Source organism: Halomonas sp. Y3 (assembly GCF_024137965.1).
Taxonomy (GTDB): domain Bacteria; phylum Pseudomonadota; class Gammaproteobacteria; order Pseudomonadales; family Halomonadaceae; genus Halomonas; species Halomonas mongoliensis.
The window spans coordinates 3417256-3437782 of the sequence record NZ_CP099975.1 but is presented as its reverse complement, the minus strand read 5'-3'; the positions used below and the strand labels follow the sequence as shown (position 1 = coordinate 3437782).

Here is a 20527-nt window from a genome sequence, read left to right as displayed (position 1 = left end):
ATCAGGGGGCAGGCAGCAGGATCAGCCTGCCGCGCAGTCGTGATTCGAGTTCGCCGAGGTCGACGGGGGTGTCGCTTGGCCAGCCGGCGGTGAGGATGACCCCCTCGGCGGCGTAGTCGGCGGCCTCCACCGGGATGTCCTGGGCGGCCAGCCAGGTCCGGGCCTCGGCCTCGCCGGCGAACTCCACGGCGAGGCGCAGCGGTTGGCGCTCCACCACCTCGCGGCGCGGCAGGCCCTCCAGGCCGTGGAGCACGGCCTGGGCGTAGGCCCGGGCGAGCCCGCCGGTACCCAGCTTGGTGCCGCCGAAGTAGCGGGTGACCACGCAGCCTACCTGGCCGAGGCCGGAGCCCTCCAGGGCCTGGTACATGGGGCGCCCGGCGGTGCCGCCGGGCTCGCCGTCGTCGGAGAAGCCGATGGCGTTCTGCTCCCCCGGCGGGCCGGCGATAAAGGCGCTGCAGTGGTGGCTGGCGCCCGGGTGGAGGCGGCGGGCCTCGGCCAGCAGCGCTTCGAAGGCGTGGGGCGCGGGGGCATGGCAGAGCCAGGTGATGAAGCGGCTCTTCTCCACCTCGATCTCGCTCTCCTGCCGCTGGCCGGCGGCCAGGTCGGGGACGGGGTAGCGCATCAGGCGGCCAGCTCGTCCTGGCGGACGACGCCCATGACCAGCCCCAGCACCTGGATGTCGCTGTTCTTCAGGAAGATGGGGGCCATGCGCTCGTTGGCCGGCTGCAGGCGCACGCCGGCGCGGTCGATATAGAGCTTCTTCAGGGTGACCTCCTGGTCGTTGATCATCACGACGGCGGTTTCGCCGTTCTCGGCGCTCTCCTGGCGCTCGATAATGATCACATCGCCGTCGAAGATGTTGCAATCGATCATGGAGTTGCCGCGCACTCTCAGGGCATAGGTGTTGCGGCGCACCATGCAGCTGGGCACCCGGATGGTGGAGGTGTCGGCGCAGGCTTCGATGGGCAGCCCCGCCGAGACGCTGCCGAGCAGGGGGATCTCGACGAGGGGCGTGCCTGCCGGCTCGGGGTCGTCGAGGAGGGCCCAGGCCTCGGCCAGGGGCAGGTTGGGGCGGCGAAGCAGGAAGCGGGTAGGGCTCGCGGGCATGGTGTGGGTCTCCTGTCGGCAGCCTCTCGGGCTGGATACTGTCGAGATATACAGTACATGGACAGCATAGCAGCGACGGGTCAGTTCGCAAGGGGGGGCGAAATTCGCCTAGCGACGGAAGGCTTGACGCCGGTCAACCGCGACTGGCTGACGCAGCCGCTCTTCTGGCAGGAAAACGGCTTTCCGTGTAGAGTCTCGAGCCAAATTACCCATGCACGGAGTGTGCCTTGAGCCTGAGCCTGCAAGCCCGAAAACTGGCCTGTGAACGGGATGATCGCTGGCTCTTCGAGGATCTCGACCTGGACATTCGCGCCGGCGAGATCGTGCGCATCGAGGGGCCTAACGGCAGCGGCAAGACCACGCTGCTGAAGATCCTGTCCGGCCAGCTGGCTGACTACCAGGGGGAGCTTTACTGGAATGGCGCGCCCATGCGTGAGGCGCGGCAGGCCTTTCTCGAGAGCCTGCTCTATCTGGGGCACGCGCCGGGCGTGAAGGCGGCGCTGACGCCTCTGGAGAACCTGGCCTGGTACCAGGCGCTGGCCGGGTCGCGCAGTAATGAGGCGGCGCGCCTGGCGGCACTGGAGTCCGTCGGCCTGGTGGGCTTCGAGGACGTGCCCGCAGGGCAGCTCTCCGCCGGCCAGCAGCGCCGGGTGGCACTGGCCCGTCTAGAACTGACGCCGCGGCCGCTGTGGGTGCTCGACGAGCCCTTCACCGCCATCGACCGCGACGGGGTGGCGGCGCTGGAAGAGCGGCTGGTGATTCACGCCCGCGCCGGCGGCTGCGTGCTGGTGACCACTCACCACGAGCTGCGCGACACCGCCGAGCTGCGGCGTATTCGCCTGGGCAGGGGAGGGCAGCAGCATGCCAGGCACTAACGCACCCTCGCCTGCGACAGAAAGCCGCACCCCCGTCGAGGCGACCGGGGAACCCGGCGCGGGCCTTGCGGTCGCACTCTGGGCAACGCTCAAGCGTGATCTGGTGCTGCTGATGCGCCGGCGCAGCGAAGTGCTCAACCCGCTGGTCTTCTTCGCGCTGGTGATCACCCTGTTCCCGATCGGTATCTCGCCGGACCCGGAACTGCTGGCCACCATCGCCCCCGGCCTGCTGTGGGTTGCCGCGCTGCTGGCGGCGCTGCTCTCCCTGGACAGCCTGTTTCGCGGCGACTACGACGACGGCTCCCTGGAGCAGCTGCTGCTGACGCCGCAGCCGCTCTCCATGCTGGCGCTGGCCAAGGTGGCGGTGCACTGGCTGCTGACCGGCCTGCCCCTGGCGCTGATGGCTCCTGTCCTCGGGATCATGCTGTCGCTGCCCGCCGGCAGCTACCTGACGCTGGCGGTTTCGCTGGCACTCGGCACCGCCAGCCTGAGCCTGATCGGCGCCATCGGCGCAGCGCTCACCGTGGGACTCTCCCGGGGTGGCGTGCTGCTGTCGCTGCTGGTGCTGCCGCTCTATATTCCGGTGCTGATCTTCGGTGCCGGTGCGGTACAGGCGGCCATCCTCGGCGACGGGGTCGCGGCCCATCTGGCCATTCTGGGTGCCCTGCTGGCCCTGGCGCTGATGCTGGCGCCCTGGGCCATGGCGGCATCGCTGCGTATCAGTATCAACGGTTGAGAGGTGAGGCATGTGGGCCTTCATTAACAAGCTGCGTTCCCCCAAGTGGTTCTACGCCATCGGTGCCAGGTTGCAGCCGTTCTTCTGGGTCGCCGCGGCGACCCTGATCCTGGTCGGTACGGTCTGGGGCCTCGCCTTTGCCCCCGCCGACTATCAGCAAGGCAACAGCTTCCGCATCATCTACGTCCACGTACCGTCGGCCTTCCTGGCCCAGTCGATCTTCGTCAGCATGGCGGTGTGCGGCCTGGTCTACATGGTCTGGAAGATCAAGGTGGCCGACATGGCCGCCGCCATGATGGCGCCCCTGGGGGCGGCCATGACCTTCGTGTCGCTCTTCTCCGGGGCGGTCTGGGGAGTGCCCACCTGGGGCACCTGGTGGATGTGGGATGCGCGGCTCACCTCGATGCTGATCCTGCTGTTTCTCTATCTGGGCGTGATCGCCCTGCGCGGCGCCTTCACGAGCCGCGACAGCGCCTCCCGGGCCGCCTCGGTGCTGGCCATGGTGGGGGTGATCAATATCCCGATCATCAAGTACTCGGTGGACTGGTGGTACACCCTGCACCAGCCGGCCACCTTCACCATCACCGGGCGCGTGGCCATGCCCACCGAGATGTGGGCGCCGCTGCTGATCATGGTGCTGGGCTTCTACAGTTTCTTCATTGCCTTGACGCTGATGCGCACCCGCAGCGAGATCCTGCGCCGCGAGTCCAGCAAGCGCTGGGTACGTGACCTGGCCGCGGAGGAGCGCTGATGGCCTTCGAATCGCTGAACGAGTTTTTCGCCATGGGGGGGCACGCCCCCTATGTCTGGGCCGCCTGGGGCGTGACCGCCGGGCTGCTGATCGTCATCGTCCTGCACGCCCGCGCCGAGCGGCGCCTGCTGCTGCGCAACCTGCAGCGCCGGGTGCGTCGCGAGGAGCGCCTCGGGGCGGAGCGGGGCGACATGGCCGAGGTTTCACATCAAGTGGGTGGTAATCATCATGACTCTTAGCCTGACCCAAAAGCGCAAGCAGAAGCTCTACGTGATCCTGGGGCTGCTCGTCCTGGCGTCCATTGCCGTGGGGCTGACCCTCTATGCCCTGCGTGCCAACATCAACCTCTTCTTCAGCCCCATCCAGATTGCCGCCGGCGAGGCGCCCTTCGAGCGACAGATCCGGGCCGGCGGGATGGTCAAGGAGGGGACGGTAGTGCGTAACCCCGACAGCCTGGACGTGGAGTTCTACGTGACCGACTACGTCGACGACCTGCGCGTCCACTACAGCGGCATCCTCCCCGACCTGTTCCGGGAAGGGCAGGGCGTGGTGGTGGTCGGTCAGCTGCAGCACGACGGCTACCTCAAGGCCGACCAGGTGCTGGCGCGCCACGACGAGAACTACATGCCCCCCGAGGTGGCTCAGGCGCTGGTAGATGCCGGCTACAAGCCCGAGGACTTCCAGCAGAAGGCTGAAGCGGCGGCCAAGCGTGCGGAGGCCAGCGCCTCCAATGGCGCCAGCAGCAGCGCGTACTGAACCGGAGACCCCATGCTTATCAGGATGATTCCCGAAATCGGCCACTTTGCCCTGGTCATCGCCCTGCTGATGGCCATCGTGCAGTCGGTGATGCCCCTGGCCGGCGCGGCGACCCGCCGCCCGCTGTGGATGGCCTATGCCCGGCCCATGGCAGCCGGGCAGTTCCTGTTCGTGGCCATCGCCTACGCCTGCCTGACGGCCAGCTACATGCTGGACGACTTCAGCGTCATGAACGTGGCCAACAACTCCAACTCCATGCTGCCCTGGTACTACAAGTTCAGCGCGGTGTGGGGCAACCATGAGGGCTCGGTGCTGCTGTGGAGCCTGATGCTGGCCGGCTGGGGCTACTTCGCCGCCCGCTACTCCCGGGAGCTGCCCCGCGACATGGTCGCCCGGGTGCTGGGCGTGCTGGGCCTGGTCTGCGTGGGCTTCCTGCTCTTCATCCTGGTCACCTCCAATCCCTTCGAGCGGATCCTGCCCCATATGCCGGCGGACGGCTCGGACCTCAACCCGCTGCTCCAGGATATCGGCCTGATCCTTCACCCGCCGATGCTCTACATGGGCTATGTGGGTTTCTCGGTGGTCTTCGCCTTCGCCATCGCCGCCCTGCTGGGCGGTCGCCTGGACGCCGCCTGGGCGCGCTGGGCGCGCCCCTGGACCAACCTGGCCTGGGCCTTCCTCACCGTGGGGATCGCGCTCGGCAGCTGGTGGGCCTACTACGAGCTAGGCTGGGGCGGCTGGTGGTTCTGGGATCCGGTGGAGAACGCTTCCCTGCTGCCCTGGCTGACCGGCACGGCCCTGATGCACTCCCTGGCGGTGACCGAGAAGCGCGGCGCCTTCAAGAGCTGGACCCTGCTGCTGGCGATCTCCACCTTCTCGCTGTCGCTGCTTGGTACCTTCCTGGTGCGCTCCGGGGTGCTGACCTCGGTGCACGCCTTCGCCAACGACCCCTCCCGGGGCTTCTTCATCCTGGTCCTGCTGGGGATCACCGTTGGCCTGTCGCTGCTGATCTTCGCCCTGCGTGCCCCGCGGGTCAGCCACAAGGTGGGCTTCACCTGGCTCTCCCGGGATGCGCTGCTGCTGATCAACAACATCATGCTGGTGATCATGACGGTCACCGTGCTGATGGGCACCGTCTATCCGCTGCTGCTCGATGCGCTAGACCTGGGCAAGATCAGCGTGGGGCCCCCCTACTTCAATGCGCTCTTCGTGCCGCTGACCCTGATCATGGTGGTCTTCATGGGCATGGGGCCGATCTCGCGCTGGAAGGACACCTCGGCCAGCCTGCTGGTCCAGCGGCTGTGGGTCGCCGCGGCGGTGTCCGTGGTCCTGGGCGCGGCGCTGCCGCTGATCTTCGCCGAGCGCTGGAGCGCGCCGGTGGCCATCGGCCTGATCGCCGCGCTCTGGATCGTGCTGCCCATGCTGCGTGATCTCTACGACAAGACGCGTCACGCCAGCTCCATCGGCGCAGGGCTCAAGAAGCTCTCCCTGGCCTACTGGGGCATGCAGCTCGGCCACCTGGGCGTGGCGGTGACCATCGTCGGGATCGCGGTCGTCTCCAACTACGAGATCGAGCGCAACGTGCGCATGGGGCCGGGCTCCAGCGTGGAGGTGGCCGGCTACACCTTCACCATGACCGAGCTGACCAGCCGCCGCGGTGCCAACTTCCTGGCCGACCGGGCGGTGATCGAGGTCCAGCGCGGCGATCGTGAGCGCAGCTTCACCATGAACCCGGAGAAGCGGCTCTATATCGCCACCGGCATGCCGATGACCCAGGTGGCGCTGCGCCCCGGTTTCTTCCGCGACCTCTACGTCGCCATGGGGGAGGATCTGGGTGACGGCACCTGGGCCATGCGCGTCCAGTACAAGCCCTTCGTGCGCTGGATGTGGCTCGGCGGCCTGCTGATGTCCATCGGCGGCGTGCTGGCCGTCTACGACAAGCGCTACCGCCGCATGGCCACGGCGCCTGACCCCGAGGAGGCCGCTCTCCAGGCCGCCTCCGGCAAGGGCAAGGAGGCGGCCGCATGAAGCGCCGCCTGCTGCTGCTGCTGCCGCTGATCGGCTTCCTGGCGCTGTCGCTGTTCCTCTACCAGGGGCTGTCGCTCAACCCCTTCCACCGGGAGTCGGCGCTGATGGCGCGCGACTTCCCGGAGTTCGACCTGGCGACCCTGGAGGACCCGGAGCGCCGGGTCGACCGCTCGCTCTTCACCACCGGCGAGCTGACCCTGGTCAACGTCTGGGGCGAGTGGTGCCCGGAGTGCAAGCGCGAGATGCCGCAGCTGCTCGACCTGGCCCACCACCACGGTGTGCGCATGGTGGGCATCAGCTGGAAGGACACCCGCGAGAAGGGGCTCGGCTTCCTCGAGGAGTTCGGCAACCCCTTCGAGATCAATGTCTTCGACCCGGATAACGAGCTGGGCTTCGAGCTCGGCGTATTCGGCGCCCCGGAGTCCTTCCTGGTGGATGCCGACGGGGTGATCCGCTACCACCACGTCGGCTACATCTCGCCGGGCGAGGTGCGTGACAAGATACTGCCGGAGGTGGAGAAATGGCGCTGATACGAACCCTGCTGACGACCCTCGTCCTGCTGCTGGTGGCCGGCACGGTCCAGGCGGCCGGCATCGAGGTGCGCGAGTTCGACGACCCGGTCATGGAGCAGCGCTACCGCAGCCTGACCGCCTCGATGCGCTGCCCCACCTGCGAGAACCAGGCGATCAACGACTCCGATGCGCCGGTCTCCGCCGACATGCGTGACCGGATCTACCTGCTGCTGCAGGAGGGCGTCTCCGATATCGAGATTCGCGACCATATGGTGCAGCGCTTCGGCGACTATATCCTCTACAACCCGAGGCTCGAGGGTCGTACCTTCCTGCTCTGGGGGCTGCCGGCCGGTCTGGTGGTGCTGGGGGCCATTGTGGTGGTCCTGATCGTGAGGTCGCGCAAGACCGCTTCCGCCCAGGCGCTCTCCGAGGAGGAGCGTGCTCGCCTCCAAGCCCTGATCAACCGCGAGAGAACCGAATGACTCTGTTATGGATTGCCTTCGCCCTTCTGCTGCTGCCCGCCCTGTGGCTGCTGGTGGCGCCGCTGCGCCGCGCCCGTGCGCTGCACGATGCCCAGCGCGACTACGAGGCCAGCGATCGCACCGCCGAGCAGAACGTGGCGATCTTCCAGCGCCGCCTCTCCTCCCTGGAGGCGGCCCTCGAGCGGGGCGATATCGACCAGGCCCGCTACGAGGAGGATCGCCTCGAACTCGAGCGCAGCCTGCTGGAGGATACCGAGAGCCTGGAGCGTGCGCCGCTCAAGGCGTCTGCCTCCGGCCGGGTCGTCGTGCCGGTGGTGATGGTGCTGGTGGTGGCCGCCAGCGTGCTCTGGTACCAGCGGGAGGGCGCCGAGGGCGACCTCGCGCTGCTGGCGGTGCAGGAGGAGGTGCAGAACCACCCCGAGGGCTCCCTGGCGATGATGGTCGAGCGCCTGGAGGAGCAGGCGGCTCGTCAGCCCGGCAACCCCAATGTCTGGGCCTCGCTCTTCCCGCTCTATCGCGACATGGGGCAGGGCCCCCAGGCCATCAACGCCCTGGAGCGGCTGATCGAGATCGAGGGACGCCACCCCTCGCTGCTCGGCAACCTGGCCCAAATCGAGTTCTTCGTGGCCGACCGCCAGCTCACTTCCCGGGTCCAGGCGCTGGTGGACGAGACCCTGGCGCTGGACTCCAGCCAGCCCACGGTGCTGGGCGTGCTCGGCATCGAGTCCTTCGACCGCGGCAACTACGAGGCGGCCATCGACTACTGGCGGCGCGCCATTGCCGGCATGACCGACCCCGGCTCCGGCGAGGCGCTGCGCGAAGGCATCCGCATCGCCCAGGAGCGCCTGGGGGTGACGCCGGACGCCGAGCCGGTGATGGGCGAGGCCCAGGGCGCCGGTATTCACGTGCGGGTGCGCCTCGATGAGGCCCTCCAGGGACGCCTGGGCGACGAGGCCACGGTCTTCGTGGTGGCCCGGGACCTGGAGGGCGAACTGCCGCCCCTGGCCGTGGCCCAGTTCCGTGCCGAGGAGCTGCCCGTCGAGGTCGTGCTCGATGAGCGCAACGCCATGTCGCCCGAGGCGAGCCTGGCCCAGGTGCGAGAGGCGCGCCTGATGGTGCGCGTCTCGGCCAGCGGCGATGCCACGCCCCAGGCCGGCGACCTCTTCGGTGACCTGGAGGGGGTGCCGGTGGGTGCCACCGACGGTGACCCCGTCGAGGTGGTGGTCGACCGTGTCTTCGAATGACGCCGACGGTTAGGCGCTGATGCGTCTCAAGTCGATACGCCTGGTCGGCTTCAAGTCCTTCGTCGACCCGGTCACGGTGCCCTTCGAGGGCAATATGACCGCCATCGTCGGGCCCAACGGCTGCGGCAAGTCCAATATCATCGACGCGGTGCGCTGGGTCATGGGGGAGTCCTCCGCCAAGACCCTGCGCGGCGAGTCGATGACCGACGTCATCTTCAACGGCTCCACCGGTCGCAAGCCGGTGGGGCAGGCCTCCATCGAGCTGCTCTTCGACAACCGCGACGGCACCCTGGGCGGCCCCTATGCCCAGTACGCCGAGATCGCGGTCAAGCGCCTGGTCACGCGGGAGGCGCAGTCCAGCTATTTCTTCAACGGCCAGAAGTGTCGCCGTCGGGATATCGCCGACCTCTTTCTGGGGACCGGCCTGGGCCCGCGCTCCTACGCCATCATCGGCCAGGGCATGATCTCGCGGCTCATCGAGGCCCGCCCCGAGGAGCTGCGTGCCACCCTGGAGGAGGCCGCCGGCATCTCCCGCTACAAGGAGCGCCGCCGGGAGACCGAGAACCGCATGCGCCGCACCCAGGAGAACCTGGAGCGTCTGGAGGATATTCGCGAGGAGCTCGACAAGCAGCTCGAGCGCCTCCGGCGCCAGGCGGAGGCGGCCCGTCGCTATCAGACCCTCAAGAACGAGGAGTACCGGCTCAAGGGTGAGCTGGCGCTGCTGCGTGCCCGAGCTCTGCGCGCCAGCCAGGGCGAGGAGGAGAGCCGGGTCCGGGAGCTGGAGACCGCGGTGGAGCGCGAGGTGCTGGGGCTGCGCCAGTGCGAGACCCGCCTCGAGGAGGCCAGGGCCGACCATGATCGCCTGGCCGTGGAGCTCGACGCCGAGCAGGCCCGTTTCTTCGAGACCACCACCGCCATCGCCCGCCTCGAGCAGGACCTGGAGCACGCGCGCAGCCGTGACGCCCAGCTGGCCCGGGACCTCGAGGCCGCCCGTCGGGAGCTCGAGGAGCTCGACCGGCTGGGCGAGGACGACGGCGAGCGGCTGGCGCGTCTGGAGGCGCGCCTGGAGGCGCTCGTGCCGGAGCGCGAGGTGGTGGCGGGGGAGCTCGAGGAGCTGGAGGCCGCCCTGGAGGAGGCCGAGCCCGAGGCCGAGGAGGCCGATGCGGCCTGGGAGGCCTTCAGCGAGCGGTGGCGCAGCGCCAGCCGGGATGCCGAACGCAGCCAGGACCGCCTGCGCGAGCTGGAGTCCCGCCTGGAGCGGCTTGCCGCCGACGAGGCGCGCCGCCGCCAGCAGCAGCAGGAGCTGCCCGATATCGCCCTGCTGGCCGAGCAGCGCGGCGAGGTCGCCGAGCGTCTGGCCGAGCTGGAGCTGGAGCGTGAGGGCCTCGACGAGCGCCGCGGGGCGCTGACGCTCTCCCGGGACGAAGCCCGCGAGGCGGCTCGGATCGCGGAGCAGGCCCGGGAGGTCGACCGCCAGCGGCGCAGCGAGCTCGCCGGTGAGATGGCCTCCCTGGAGGCGCTGATCCAGGCCGGCCTGGCCGACCACGACCAGGCGCTGGAGGCCTACCTGGGAGAGCTGGGGCTGGCCGAGGCGCCCCGGCTGGGAGAGTGTCTCGACGTGGAGTCGGGCTGGGAGGCCGCCGTTTCCTGGGTGCTGGCGCCCTGGCTGCGGGCCCGGCTGGTTTCCGAGGATGAGCGGGTCCAGGCGGCGCCCGCCCCGGCCGAGCTGGGCCTGGTCGAGGCGGGGGGCGATGACTCTCGCCCCGACGGCAACAGCCTGGCCGCCAGGGTCAAGGGAGCGGGGGCCGCGGCCCAGTGGCTGGCGCCCATTCGCTGCGTCGAGAGCCGAGAGGCGGCCTGGGCTGCTCGGGATGGCCTGGCGCCCGGCGAGAGCCTGCTCACCCCCGACGGCCTCTGGCTGGGCCGGGGATGGGTACGCCACCGCGGCCAGGGCGATGGCCCGGATGCGCTGCTGGTGAGCCGGCGTCGTCAGGCCGAGGTCCAGGCGGCTCTCGCCGAGGTCGAGGTGCGCCTGGCCGAGCAGGAGCAGCGCCTGGCGGCGGCCGCCGAGACGGTGTCTCATGCCGAGGCCGAGCTGGAAGGGTGTCGTCTCCAGGAGCGCGACCTGGATCAGCGGCGTCAGCAGCTGGCCGTTCAGCAGAGCGGCCTGGCCAGCCGGCTGGAGCATCTCGAAGGGCGCGCCGCCGAGCTCGCCGAGGAGCTGGCCGGCCTGGCCGAGGCGAGGGAGGAGACCCGGCTCGCCATCGAGGAGGCCAGGGCGCACTGGCAGCAGGCCATGGTGAGCCTGGAGGAGGGCGCCGAGCGCCGGGAGCGACTGGAGCGCGAGCGCCAGGCGGCCAGGGAGCGGCTCGCCTCGCTGCGCAGCCGTCAGCGCCCCCTGGCCGAGCAGCTGCAGCGCCTGGCCCTGGAGCAGGAGCGCCTCGCCACCGAGCGCGGCGGCCTGGATGAGCAGCGTGGCCGGGCCGGCGAGGCCCGCGAGCGGTTGAGCGGGCGACTGGAGGAGCTCGAGGAGGAGCGCGAGCTGCTGCGTGAGCCCGGTGAGGAGCGGCGGGAGCGTCTCGACGAGCTGCTCGACCGCCGGGAGCGCGAGGAGCGCACCCTTAACGCGGTGCGCGCCCGGGCCGCCGAGCTGGTCGAGCGGCTGCGCGAGGATGAGCTGGCCCGACAGGGCCATGAGCGGGGCCTGGAGGGGATTCGGGAGCGCCTCCAGGAGGCGCGCCTGCAGGTGCAGGCGCTGCGCCTCAAGGCCGAGACCCAGGATGAGCAGCTTCGCGAGCTCGGCCATGACGAGCATACCCTAGCCGAGGGGCTCGACCCCAACGCCACCGAATCCGCCTGGCAGACCCGGCTCGAGGAGCTTGGGGAGCGCATCCGGCGCCTGGGCGCCATCAACCTGGCGGCCATCGAGGAGTATGACCAGCAGGCCGAGCGTCGCGACTACCTGGAGGCCCAGCACGCCGAGCTCAGCGAGGCGCTGGAGACTCTGGACCGCGCCATCCGGCGCATCGACCAGGAAACCCGGGCCCGCTTCCGCGACACCTTCGAGCGGGTCAACGCCGGCCTGCAGTCGCTTTTCCCCCGAGTCTTCGGTGGTGGAACCGCATGGCTGACGCTCACCGGCGAGGATTTGCTGGAGACCGGGGTGGCGATCATGGCGAGGCCACCGGGCAAGAAGAACAGCACCATCCACCTGCTCTCGGGGGGAGAAAAGGCCCTGACCGCCCTGTCGCTGGTATTTGCCATCTTCCAGCTCAACCCGGCGCCCTTCTGCATGCTGGACGAGGTGGATGCGCCGCTGGATGATGCCAACGTGGGCCGCTATGCGAAGCTGGTGAAGGAGATGTCGGAAAGCGTCCAGTTCATCTATATCACCCACAACAAGATCGCCATGGAAGCGGGTGATCGGCTGATGGGTGTCACCATGCAGGAGCCGGGGGTATCGCGCCTGGTCTCGGTGGATGTGGAGGAGGCGGCGGCCCTGGCCGAAGCCTGATGGACTTGAAGCTGGACCCTAAAAGGGGTAACAAGGAGAGAAAGCATGCTGCATCGCATGGATGCATGGGAATCAATGAAGGGTGACGGCAAGGGCCCGAACCGTTGCGGCAGGCGAGCGCCGCTGAGGTCGATAATCAAAAGAAGTGGCCCCTATTTCGGCGATCACGCTATGCTATGGACGGACAACCATCAGGCATGGCGCCTAAGCGAAAGGCTGACGACCCATGGAACTTAGAGAGTGGCTGATCATCCTGGGGTTGGCGCTGGTGACCCTCATCGTGGTGGATGGGGTGCGTCGCCTGCAGCGCCAGCGGCGTGTTCCTCGACTCGATGCAGCGGCCGACGACACCCGCTACGACGACCCAGATCTGGAGGCCCGGGAGGCAGAAGCCAACTGGGAACTGCCTAACGGAGGGGCGCGCGTCGTCAGGCCCGCGGACTACAGCCCTGTGCAGCCCAAACCCAAGCTGGAGCGCCAGGAGCACCCCGGCCCGTCCCGCGTGCTGGCCGGGTTCCGTCAGCAGGCCGAGGGCACCAGGGACGAAGGGAGTCCGGGCGATACCGAGCGCTCCCGGCGCGAGCCTGCCCTCCAGGCCTCCCGTGAGCCAGATGCCGCGGCGGCTTCGCCCGCCGCCCCGCTGGCTCCCGCCGGCGCGCCTGGCGCCGCCGAGACGGCCGACAGCCCCGGCGTGGCGCCGGCCACCTCCGAGACTAGCCACCGGGGCAAGCCGCCCCGCGCCGAGGCCAGCGCTGCTGCCGGTTCGACTGAGCACGCGCCTGCCTCGGGCGAGCCCGCCGTGGAGGCGCCCGAGCGCCGCGAGCCGAGTCTCTCCGCCCTGGATGACGAGACCGCCGAGAGCGCCAGCCGCACCGAGGCGCCCCTGGCGGCGGACCCCGAGGACCATGACGACTACCCGGACGACGAGCGCTATCGGCTGGTCGACCTGGAGGGCATGGGCGATTCCCTGAAGAGCGGCTCGCAGCGCATGGGCGTTTCCATGAAGCGTTTCGGCGCCTCGCTGCAGAAGAGCCTTGCCGACCGCCGCGACCAGAAGCGCCTGGAGAAGGCCCGCCGCGAGAAGGAGAAGGCGGAGAAGGCCGCCCTCGAGGCCGAGCGTCAGCGGCTGGCCCGGGAGCAGGCCGAGGCCGAGCGCGAGCAGAAGCGCCAGGAGGCCCAGGCCGCCGCCGAGTTCGACGATAATGATCCGCTCTTTGCCCCGCCCCGCTCGCGGCGTGCCGGAGTGGCCGCCGACGATACGGCGTATCCGAACGAGCCGTCCGCCTATGCCACCGAGGAGCCACTGCAGAGCGACAAGGTGCACGTGCACCCTGTGCTCGAGAAGGCGCTTCGCCATGACGTCAGTGCGGAGCATGCTCGCGAGACCCTGGGCGCCGCCGACGAGCTTATCGTCATCAGCGTGATGTCCCGGGAGGAGGAGGGCTTCTCCGGTGCCGCTCTGCTCAACCTGATGCTCGCCTGCGGCCTGCGCTACGACCGTGACATGGGGGTCTTCCACCGCTTCGAGACCGAGGACCCGGAGAGCCGCCTGCAGTTCTCCATGGTCAACGTGGTCAAGCCGGGGACCTTCCCCATCACCGGCATGGACGAGTTCCGCACGCCGGGCATCACCCTGCTGATGCCGCTGCCTGGCGCGGAGGACGCCTCCGCGTCCTTCGAGGCCATGGTGGAGACCGCCATGGTGATCGTGCGAAACCTCGGCGGCGAGTTGAAAGACGAGAATCACAGCGTGATGACCGCCCAGACCGTGGAGTTTGCCCGTCAGCGGGTGCAGGAGTTCGTCCGTCGCCATCGCCTGCATCGCTATCAGGTGAATTAGTCCCAGGCGCTCTGTGCCCAGCGGTATGCCAACGACCCCCGGTCCATCCCACCGGGGGTCGTTGCTTTGGTAAGCTAGGCGCCGATAACCGGCTTCGAAGCGGGGGCTTCGAGGCCTTCGCCCTGGACGAGAACCCTGACGCAATGACCCAGCCCAACCAGCAGCTTCTCGATGAGGTCGCGCGCCTGCGTGCCGAGCTCGACGATGCCAACTACCGCTACTATGTTCTCGACGACCCGAGCCTCACCGACGCCGACTATGACCGCCGGCTGCGCCGGCTGCAGGCGCTCGAAGCCGAGCATCCGGAGCTGGTGACCCCGGACTCCCCGAGCCAGCGGGTCGGGGCGCCGCCGGATGCCGGTTTTCCGGAGATCGAGCACGCCGTGCCCATGCTCTCCCTGGACAACGCCTTCAGCGAGGAGGAGCTGGCGGCCTTCGTGCAGCGGGTGGCGGAGCGCCTGGAGTGCGATCCCGAGACGCTCGACTTCTGCTGTGAGCCCAAGTTGGATGGGGCAGCCGTGTCGCTGGTCTACGAGGGGGGCGTGCTGGTCAGCGGCGCCACCCGGGGCGACGGTCGTACCGGGGAAGGGATCACCTCCAACCTGCGCACCCTGCGCTCGGTGCCGCTGAAGCTGCGCGGCGACAGGCCGCCGGCGCTGCTGGAGGTGCGCGGCGAGGTGGTCATCGAGCACGCCGACTTCGAGGCGCTCAACGCCCGGGCCCGGGCCGAAGAGGGCAAGGTCTTCGCCAACCCCCGCAACGCCGCTGCCGGCAGCCTGCGCCAGCTCGACCCCAGGGTCACCGCGACCCGCCCCCTGCGCTTCAGCGCCTATCAGGTGGCGCGCATCGAGCCCGCCCCGGGCGATGCCACCCACAGCGCCCTGATGGCCCATCTGGGCGACTTCGGCCTTCGCACCAGCCGCGAGCTTGCCGTGGTGCGCGGCGCCGAGGGCGTGGTCGACTACTGTCGAGCCCTGGGGGAGCGGCGTGACGGTCTCGGCTACGATATCGATGGCGTGGTGATCAAGGTGGACGACCTGCGCCTGCAGCGGGAGCTGGGCTTCGTCTCCCGGGCGCCGCGCTGGGCCATCGCCTTCAAGTTTCCCGCCCAGGAGCAGACCACCCGGCTCAATGACGTCGAGTTCCAGGTAGGGCGCACCGGCGCCATCACCCCGGTGGCCCGCCTGGAGCCGGTCTCGGTGGCCGGGGTCACCGTCTCCAACGCCACCCTGCACAACGCCGACGAGATCGCGCGTCTCGGCGTCATGATCGGCGACACCGTGGCCATCCGTCGGGCCGGCGACGTGATTCCCCAGGTGGTACGGGTGGTGGAGGGTGAGCGTCCGGAGGATGCCCGGGAGATCGTCTTCCCCGAGCGCTGCCCGGTCTGCGACTCCCAGGTCGAGCGCCTGGAGGGCGAGGCGGTGGCGCGCTGCTCAGGCGGGCTCTACTGCCCGGCCCAGCGCAAGGAGGCGCTCAAGCACTTCGCCTCTCGCCGCGCCCTGGACATCGACGGGCTCGGCGAGAAGCTGATCGAGCAGCTGGTGGAGCGCGACTGGGTGACCACTCCGGCGGACCTCTTCCGCCTGGAGGCCGAGCGGCTCGCCGAGCTGCCGCGCATGGGGCAGAAGTCCTCGGAGAACCTGGTGGCCTCCCTGGAGAAGGCCAGGGCAACGACGCTGGCGCGCTTCATCTATGCCCTGGGCATTCGCGAGGTGGGAGAGGCCACCGCCGCCAACCTGGCCCGCCACTTCGGCACCCTGGAGGCGCTGATGGAGGCCGAGGTCGAGGCCCTGGAGGCGGTGGAGGACGTGGGACCCATCGTGGCCGCCCACCTGCACACCTTCTTCCGTCAGCCCCATAACCGCGAGACCATCGACGACCTGATCGCCTGCGGCCTGCGCTGGGAGGAGGAGGCCGTGGGCGAGCGGCCAAAGCCCCTGGCCGGCCAGACCTGGGTGCTCACCGGCACCCTGGCGAGCATGACCCGGGACCAGGGCAAGGCGCGCCTCCAGGCGCTGGGCGCCAAGGTCGCCGGCAGCGTCTCGAAGAAGACCGCGGGGCTGGTGGCCGGCGAGGCCGCCGGCAGCAAGCTGGAGAAGGCGATGCAGCTTGGCGTGCCGGTGCTCGACGAGGCGGCCTTCCTGGCGCGGCTGGCCGCCTGGGAGGCCGGCGATAGCGACATGAACCAGAGTGACGACGAGGAGAGCGAGGCATGAGCGGACGCTTTATCGAGGTGCCCTGGCGCATGCTGCCCGCCGAGACCCTGGATGCCCTGCTGGAGGCCTTCGTCACCCGCCAGGGCTACGACACCACCGACACCGGCGAGGGGATGCGCGGCTGGGTGGGGGAGCTCCGTGGGCAGCTCGAGCGAGAAGAGCTGATCATCGCCCACGACCTGCAGACCGAGCTCACCGAGGTGATGACCCTGGCCCAGTGGCGGGCCTTCGGGCGGGACCTGGCCGATGACGAGGAGGAGGGGTAGGGCCTCCCTATTTCCCTCTGATCAGCTCGCGGATGATTCGTCGGCCCGGATGCAGGTGGTCGGCGAGCGGCTGCTCCAGGGGCAGCGGTTCGTCGCAGATCCGCGAGGCGAGGAGCTCCGCGCAGAGCGGGGCGCTGGCCAGCCCCCGGGAGCCGTGGGCGGCGCTGATCCAGAGCCCCTGGTGGTGGCGTCCCGGCACCTCGGGCACCCGAGTGGCGTCCTTGGTCAGCAGGGCATAGTCCTCCCGCCACGCCGTGGCGTCGGGCACCGGCCCGGCATAGGGCGATTTGTCGGGACTGGCCGCCCTCACGCCGACCCGGCCGGTGAGGCGCTCGGGGGTGAGGTCGGTGCCGGCATCGCGCAGCGCGGCGACGAAGGCGGGCAGGCCCCGCTCGAGCTCCGCCAGGTTGGCGGCGTGGTCCGCCGCCCGTTCCGTCGGGTCGGTCTCCCCCGGGGCGAAGGTGGCGCCGAAGTTGAGCACGCCGTCCGCCGCCGGCGGCACATAGCCCCCGGCGCAGACCACCCGGCCCAGCGGCGGTGCCCCTTCGGGCAGCCGCAGCTGGCTGACCTGACCGCGCACCGGCTGCAGGGGCAGGGCGGCGGTCTGGGCGAAGCGGCCGGCCTCGCTGGCCCCGGCCACCACCACCTGGTCGGCCTCGAGCCGCTCGCCGTCGGCCAGGGTCAGGCACCAGCCATCGGCGCCGCCGTCCAGTGCCGTTACCTCGCCCAGGCGAAGGGTGATCCCCGACGTGGCGGCCAGGCTCGCGCAGAGCGCCAGCGGCCTGACCCAGGCGGCGCAGGGGTAGTCCAGGGCCGGCCCGGGGACCTCGATGCCCGCGGCGGCGCCGGCCGCCTCGGCGTCGAGGCCGCGCACCACGCTCTCCGGCAGCGGGTGGTTGGCCAGGAAGCGCGCCTGGCGGGCCTGCTCCTTCTCGCTCAGGGCCAGCTGCAGCACGCCGCTGGGGCGCCACAGCGCCTGTTCCGGGTCCAGCCACTCCAGCCAGCGCCGGCTGTGCAGCAGCCCGGCCAGGTAGGTGCGGCTCTGGGGGTTGGTGTCCACGGCCAGCTTGACGTAGAGGGCGCCCTGCAGATGGGTCTCGCCGAGGCTGGCGCGGTCGAAGCGGTCGATCAGGGTCACCGAGACCCCGCGTCGGGCCAGGGCGGCGGCGGCGCTGGCCCCGGCGATGCCGGCGCCGATCACCGCCACCTGCCGCGGGGGCCGGGCGGCAGGCGGTGTGAACCAGGGCGTGCGGGCGCGCCTTTCGTCGCCGGGTGGCGTGGCGATGTCGCCGGCCAGCATCTCGCGCTTGCGCCCGAACCCCGGCACCTTGCGCCAGCTGAAGCCCGCCGCTGCCAGGCCCCGCTTGACCACCCCGGCGCAGGTAAAAGTGGCGAAGGTGGCGCCGGGGCGCGAGTGGGCCGCCATCGCCTCGAACAGCTCGGGCCGCCACATCTCGGGGTTCTTCGCCGGGGCGAAGCCGTCCAGGAACCAGGCGTCGACCCGGCCCTCGAGCAGCGCCAGCCGCTCGGCGGCATCGCCGAAGTGCAGGTCCAGGGTGACCCGCTCATCCAGCCACAGGCGGTGCACGCCGGCCACCGGCTCGGGCCACTGGGCGACCAGTGCCGCGGTGCGGGGGGCGAGGTCGGGCCAGGCGGAAAGCGCCCGGGCCAGCTCCTCCCGGGCAAGGGGAAACTTCTCGGTGGAGACCAGGTGGAGCCGCGCGTCGGCCGGGGCCTGGGCATCGAAGCAGGCCCAGGCGCAGAGCATGTTGAGGCCGGTGCCGAAGCCGGTCTCGCCGACCACGAAGGGGCGCCTCTCCTGCCAGGCGGCGAAGCGCTCGGGCAGGCGGTTACCCGCCAGGAAGACATGGCCGGTCTCGGCGCGGCCGTCGTGGCGGGAGAAGTAGACGTCGTCGAAGGCGGCCGAGTGCGGCGCGGCCTCGCCGCTGGCGTCGCTCTGCCAGTCGAGGCGGGCGGTTTCCAGGGCGGCGAGCGGGGGCAGGCCATCGGGGGCGGCGGTCACGGAGGGCTCCGGTGGGTGGATGATTCTTGATCGATGGCGCCGCGGCGGCGTCTCATCACGGCTGGCGAAAGGCATCCGCGGCGTTTCAACAGTGTTATCCACAGCCTCTGTGTAAAACCTGCCTGTGGACAGCGTGGCGCCTCAGGGGCTCAGGGCAGCACCTTCTTGAAGGGCTTGACGGTCACCTTGGCATAGACCCCGGCGATCATGTAGGGATCGGCATCGGCCCAGGCCTGGGCCTCCTTGAGGCTGTCGAACTCGGCGACCACCAGGCTGCCGGTGAAGCCCGCCTCGCCGGGGTCTTCGCTGTCGATGGCCGGGTGGGGGCCGACCAGCACCAGGCGTCCCTCGTCGCGCAGGGTCTCCAGGCGGGCCAGGTGGTCCGGACGGGCGGCCAGGCGGCGTTCCAGGCTGTTGTTCACATCTTCACTGATGATGGCGTAGAGCATGGCAGGGGGGCTCCTCGGGTCGAGCGGCGGATGCCGCGAAGCGCGCCGGCGATTGACCGGATTCGGCCTGGCGCGCACCATGGAAACCCATTCTGACAAAGTCGCCGGTCGGCGTCATGCCAATGCCATCACTTCCCGCTCGTTTCGAAGGCGAGCCCGAACCGCTCTCCGTCGATCTGCATATGCACTCCACCGCCTCGGACGGCGCCCTGGCCCCTGCGGCGCTGGTGGCCCTCTGCAAGGCCAGGGGGCTCACCCATATGGCGCTTACCGACCATGATACCCTGGCCGGCGTGGCCGAGGCCGCCGCCGCGGCAGGGCGCGAGGGACTAACGCTGATCCCCGGCACCGAGCTCTCCACCCGCTGGCGGGGCCACAATATCCATGTGGTGGGGCTGCTGCCGGAGGGGGCTCGCGGCGCCCTGGTCCAGGGGCTGGCGGCCCAGGCCGAGGCGCGCGAGCAGCGGGCACACAAGATCGCCGAGCGCCTGGAGAAGGTGGGGCTCGCCGACGCCCTGGCCCGGGCTCGCGAGGAGGCCGGCAGCGAGCGCCCCCTGGGGCGGCCGGACTTCGCCCGGGCCCTGGTGGCGGCGGGGCTGGTGCCCGATATCGCCACCGCCTTCAAGAAGCACCTGGGCGACGGCAAGGCCGGCGACGTCAAGTCCCACTGGCCGGAGCTCGGCGAGGCGGTGGCCTGGGTGCTGGACGCCGGTGGAGTGGCGGTGCTCGCCCATCCGCTGCGCCACGGCCTGACCCGGCGCAAGCGCGGCCTCTTGCTGGACGCCTTCCGGGAAGCGGGCGGTCAGGCGGCGGAGCTGGTCAGCGGCTTCCAGAATCCCGATGCGACCCGTGACCTCGCCCGCCAGCTCCAGGAGCGCGAGCTCCTCGCCTCGGTGGGCAGCGACTTTCACTTTCCCGGCGGCCATCTGGCCCCGGGCAGCATGAGCCCGGTACCGCGCACCGCCACCCCGCCGGTCTGGACCCACCCGCGGCTGGCCGGCTTCGCTGGCGGCCCGGCGGAGGCGGACGCGGCCCGGGCGCTAGCGTCTCACGATCGATGACACGGCCACTGCACAGGGAGCGACACCATGAGCCAGTTCTTCCAGCTTCACCCCGATAATCCCCAGAAGCGTCTGATCGACCAGGCGATCCAGATCATCCGCTCCGGCGGCGTGGTGGCCTATCCCACCGATTCCGGCTATGCCCTGGGCTGTTCCCTGGGCGAGAAGAAGGCCATCGACAAGATCAAGTGGCTGCGTTCGCTGGATGACAAGCACAACTTCACCCTGGTCTGCTCCGACCTCTCCGAGATCGGCACCTACGCCAAGGTGGACAACGCCGTCTTCCGGCTGCTCAAGGCCCACACGCCGGGGGCCTATACCTTTATCCTCCAGGCCACCAACGAGGTGCCGCGGCTGCTGCTGCACCCCAAGCGGCGCTCCATCGGGGTGCGGGTGCCGGATCACGCCATCACCCATGCGCTGCTCGAGGCGCTGGGCGAGCCGCTGATGAGCGTCACCCTGATCCCGGTGGGCGAGACCCTGCCGATGACCGACGCCGAGGAGATCCGCGACCGCTTCGATGCCCATCTGGACCTGATCATCGACGGAGGCGCCTGCCACCTGGAGCCCACCAGCGTGGTGGATCTGCGTGAGCTGCCCCCGAAGATCCTTCGCGAGGGACGCGGCGACGTCGAGCCCTTCCGGGAGTAGTGGCCCGCTGCCG

19 protein-coding genes are annotated in these 20527 nt (G+C 70.1%); 15 read left to right on the top strand and 4 right to left on the bottom strand.

Annotated elements, in window-relative coordinates:
* Window position 1: 1 nt before the first annotated feature.
* Together NHL60_RS16300 and lexA are read right to left on the bottom strand one after the other, a co-directional pair.
* Complete coding sequence (locus tag NHL60_RS16300; protein WP_253445846.1) at window positions 2–622, bottom strand: YigZ family protein; 621 nt, start codon at window positions 620–622, stop codon at window positions 2–4.
* Window positions 622–1107: a transcriptional repressor LexA gene (gene lexA, locus NHL60_RS16295; RefSeq protein WP_253445843.1), complete on the bottom strand. Its 486-nt coding sequence runs from the start codon at window positions 1105–1107 to the stop codon at window positions 622–624. The genes NHL60_RS16300 and lexA overlap by 1 nt, the downstream gene beginning before the upstream one ends.
* Window positions 1108–1334: 227 nt before the next feature.
* On the opposite strand from lexA, the gene ccmA reads away from it, so the two are divergent.
* The 13 genes from ccmA to NHL60_RS16230 all read left to right on the top strand — a co-directional run bounded on the left by ccmA (window position 1335) and on the right by NHL60_RS16230 (window position 16330).
* On the top strand, window positions 1335–1982 hold the full coding sequence (gene ccmA / locus NHL60_RS16290; protein WP_253445840.1) for a cytochrome c biogenesis heme-transporting ATPase CcmA: 648 nt from the start codon (window positions 1335–1337) through the stop codon (window positions 1980–1982).
* Window positions 1969–2718 (top strand): heme exporter protein CcmB, encoded by a 750-nt coding sequence (gene ccmB, locus NHL60_RS16285; RefSeq protein ID WP_253445837.1) that lies wholly within the window; start codon window positions 1969–1971, stop codon window positions 2716–2718. The genes ccmA and ccmB overlap by 14 nt, the downstream gene beginning before the upstream one ends.
* A 10-nt stretch (window positions 2719–2728) precedes the next feature.
* The gene (locus NHL60_RS16280; protein WP_253445834.1) at window positions 2729–3469 is read left to right on the top strand and encodes a heme ABC transporter permease; all 741 of its coding nucleotides are present in this window, start codon (window positions 2729–2731) and stop codon (window positions 3467–3469) included.
* Entirely contained in the window at window positions 3469–3708 is a 240-nt protein-coding gene (gene ccmD, locus NHL60_RS16275; RefSeq protein ID WP_253445831.1) for a heme exporter protein CcmD, read from the top strand. Before NHL60_RS16280 ends, ccmD begins: the two co-directional genes overlap by 1 nt.
* Window position 3709: 1 nt before the next feature.
* Window positions 3710–4225 (top strand): cytochrome c maturation protein CcmE, encoded by a 516-nt coding sequence (gene ccmE / locus NHL60_RS16270; RefSeq protein WP_253452263.1) that lies wholly within the window; start codon window positions 3710–3712, stop codon window positions 4223–4225.
* Between the two features lie 12 nt (window positions 4226–4237).
* Window positions 4238–6253 (top strand): heme lyase CcmF/NrfE family subunit, encoded by a 2016-nt coding sequence (locus NHL60_RS16265; RefSeq protein WP_301271072.1) that lies wholly within the window; start codon window positions 4238–4240, stop codon window positions 6251–6253.
* Window positions 6250–6783, top strand: coding sequence for a DsbE family thiol:disulfide interchange protein (locus NHL60_RS16260; RefSeq protein WP_253445828.1), 534 nt, complete (start codon window positions 6250–6252; stop codon window positions 6781–6783). The genes NHL60_RS16265 and NHL60_RS16260 overlap by 4 nt, the downstream gene beginning before the upstream one ends.
* On the top strand, window positions 6774–7247 hold the full coding sequence (locus NHL60_RS16255; protein ID WP_253445825.1) for a cytochrome c-type biogenesis protein: 474 nt from the start codon (window positions 6774–6776) through the stop codon (window positions 7245–7247). The genes NHL60_RS16260 and NHL60_RS16255 overlap by 10 nt, the downstream gene beginning before the upstream one ends.
* Window positions 7244–8491 carry a c-type cytochrome biogenesis protein CcmI gene (ccmI, locus tag NHL60_RS16250; RefSeq protein WP_253445822.1) on the top strand — a complete coding sequence of 416 codons (1248 nt, stop codon included), beginning with the start codon at window positions 7244–7246 and terminating at the stop codon, window positions 8489–8491. The genes NHL60_RS16255 and ccmI overlap by 4 nt, the downstream gene beginning before the upstream one ends.
* Before the next feature lie 19 nt (window positions 8492–8510).
* Window positions 8511–12005, top strand: a complete 3495-nt coding sequence (gene smc, locus NHL60_RS16245; RefSeq protein WP_253445819.1) for a chromosome segregation protein SMC — start codon at window positions 8511–8513, stop codon at window positions 12003–12005.
* A 226-nt stretch (window positions 12006–12231) separates the two neighbouring features.
* The gene (zipA, locus tag NHL60_RS16240) at window positions 12232–13845 is read left to right on the top strand and encodes a cell division protein ZipA (RefSeq protein WP_253445816.1); all 1614 of its coding nucleotides are present in this window, start codon (window positions 12232–12234) and stop codon (window positions 13843–13845) included.
* A 143-nt stretch (window positions 13846–13988) separates the two neighbouring features.
* Complete coding sequence (gene ligA, locus NHL60_RS16235; RefSeq protein WP_253445812.1) at window positions 13989–16064, top strand: NAD-dependent DNA ligase LigA; 2076 nt, start codon at window positions 13989–13991, stop codon at window positions 16062–16064.
* On the top strand, window positions 16061–16330 hold the full coding sequence (locus NHL60_RS16230; protein ID WP_253445809.1) for a YheU family protein: 270 nt from the start codon (window positions 16061–16063) through the stop codon (window positions 16328–16330). The genes ligA and NHL60_RS16230 overlap by 4 nt, the downstream gene beginning before the upstream one ends.
* Window positions 16331–16337: 7 nt before the next feature.
* Here NHL60_RS16230 and mnmC read toward each other — a convergent pair whose 3' ends face one another.
* Together mnmC and NHL60_RS16220 are read right to left on the bottom strand one after the other, a co-directional pair.
* Complete coding sequence (gene mnmC / locus NHL60_RS16225) at window positions 16338–18353, bottom strand: bifunctional tRNA (5-methylaminomethyl-2-thiouridine)(34)-methyltransferase MnmD/FAD-dependent 5-carboxymethylaminomethyl-2-thiouridine(34) oxidoreductase MnmC (RefSeq protein WP_253445806.1); 2016 nt, start codon at window positions 18351–18353, stop codon at window positions 16338–16340.
* Window positions 18354–18502: 149 nt separating this feature from the next.
* Window positions 18503–18802, bottom strand: a complete 300-nt coding sequence (locus NHL60_RS16220) for a YciI family protein (RefSeq protein WP_253445803.1) — start codon at window positions 18800–18802, stop codon at window positions 18503–18505.
* Window positions 18803–18918: 116 nt separating this feature from the next.
* Here NHL60_RS16220 and NHL60_RS16215 point away from each other — a divergent pair, with 116 nt between their 5' ends.
* Window positions 18919–19863 carry a PHP domain-containing protein gene (locus NHL60_RS16215; RefSeq protein ID WP_253445800.1) on the top strand — a complete coding sequence of 315 codons (945 nt, stop codon included), beginning with the start codon at window positions 18919–18921 and terminating at the stop codon, window positions 19861–19863.
* A gap of 27 nt (window positions 19864–19890) precedes the next feature.
* Window positions 19891–20514, top strand: coding sequence for an L-threonylcarbamoyladenylate synthase (locus tag NHL60_RS16210; protein WP_253445798.1), 624 nt, complete (start codon window positions 19891–19893; stop codon window positions 20512–20514).
* Window positions 20515–20527: the final 13 nt, after the last annotated feature.

What these genes read in the sequence shown, in the direction of transcription:
- lexA (WP_253445843.1), bottom strand. Translation starts at nt 1,107, where the DNA reads ATGCCCGCGAGCCCTACCCGCTTCCTGCTTCGCCGCCCCAACCTGCCC.
- zipA (WP_253445816.1), top strand. Translation starts at nt 12,232, where the DNA reads ATGGAACTTAGAGAGTGGCTGATCATCCTGGGGTTGGCGCTGGTGACC.
- NHL60_RS16265 (WP_301271072.1), top strand. Translation starts at nt 4,238, where the DNA reads ATGCTTATCAGGATGATTCCCGAAATCGGCCACTTTGCCCTGGTCATC.
- ccmB (WP_253445837.1), top strand. Translation starts at nt 1,969, where the DNA reads ATGCCAGGCACTAACGCACCCTCGCCTGCGACAGAAAGCCGCACCCCC.
- NHL60_RS16230 (WP_253445809.1), top strand. Translation starts at nt 16,061, where the DNA reads ATGAGCGGACGCTTTATCGAGGTGCCCTGGCGCATGCTGCCCGCCGAG.
- NHL60_RS16255 (WP_253445825.1), top strand. Translation starts at nt 6,774, where the DNA reads ATGGCGCTGATACGAACCCTGCTGACGACCCTCGTCCTGCTGCTGGTG.
- NHL60_RS16220 (WP_253445803.1), bottom strand. Translation starts at nt 18,802, where the DNA reads ATGCTCTACGCCATCATCAGTGAAGATGTGAACAACAGCCTGGAACGC.
- NHL60_RS16210 (WP_253445798.1), top strand. Translation starts at nt 19,891, where the DNA reads ATGAGCCAGTTCTTCCAGCTTCACCCCGATAATCCCCAGAAGCGTCTG.
- ccmI (WP_253445822.1), top strand. Translation starts at nt 7,244, where the DNA reads ATGACTCTGTTATGGATTGCCTTCGCCCTTCTGCTGCTGCCCGCCCTG.
- ligA (WP_253445812.1), top strand. Translation starts at nt 13,989, where the DNA reads ATGACCCAGCCCAACCAGCAGCTTCTCGATGAGGTCGCGCGCCTGCGT.
- smc (WP_253445819.1), top strand. Translation starts at nt 8,511, where the DNA reads ATGCGTCTCAAGTCGATACGCCTGGTCGGCTTCAAGTCCTTCGTCGAC.
- NHL60_RS16280 (WP_253445834.1), top strand. Translation starts at nt 2,729, where the DNA reads ATGTGGGCCTTCATTAACAAGCTGCGTTCCCCCAAGTGGTTCTACGCC.
- NHL60_RS16300 (WP_253445846.1), bottom strand. Translation starts at nt 622, where the DNA reads ATGCGCTACCCCGTCCCCGACCTGGCCGCCGGCCAGCGGCAGGAGAGC.
- ccmD (WP_253445831.1), top strand. Translation starts at nt 3,469, where the DNA reads ATGGCCTTCGAATCGCTGAACGAGTTTTTCGCCATGGGGGGGCACGCC.
- NHL60_RS16215 (WP_253445800.1), top strand. Translation starts at nt 18,919, where the DNA reads ATGCCAATGCCATCACTTCCCGCTCGTTTCGAAGGCGAGCCCGAACCG.
- NHL60_RS16260 (WP_253445828.1), top strand. Translation starts at nt 6,250, where the DNA reads ATGAAGCGCCGCCTGCTGCTGCTGCTGCCGCTGATCGGCTTCCTGGCG.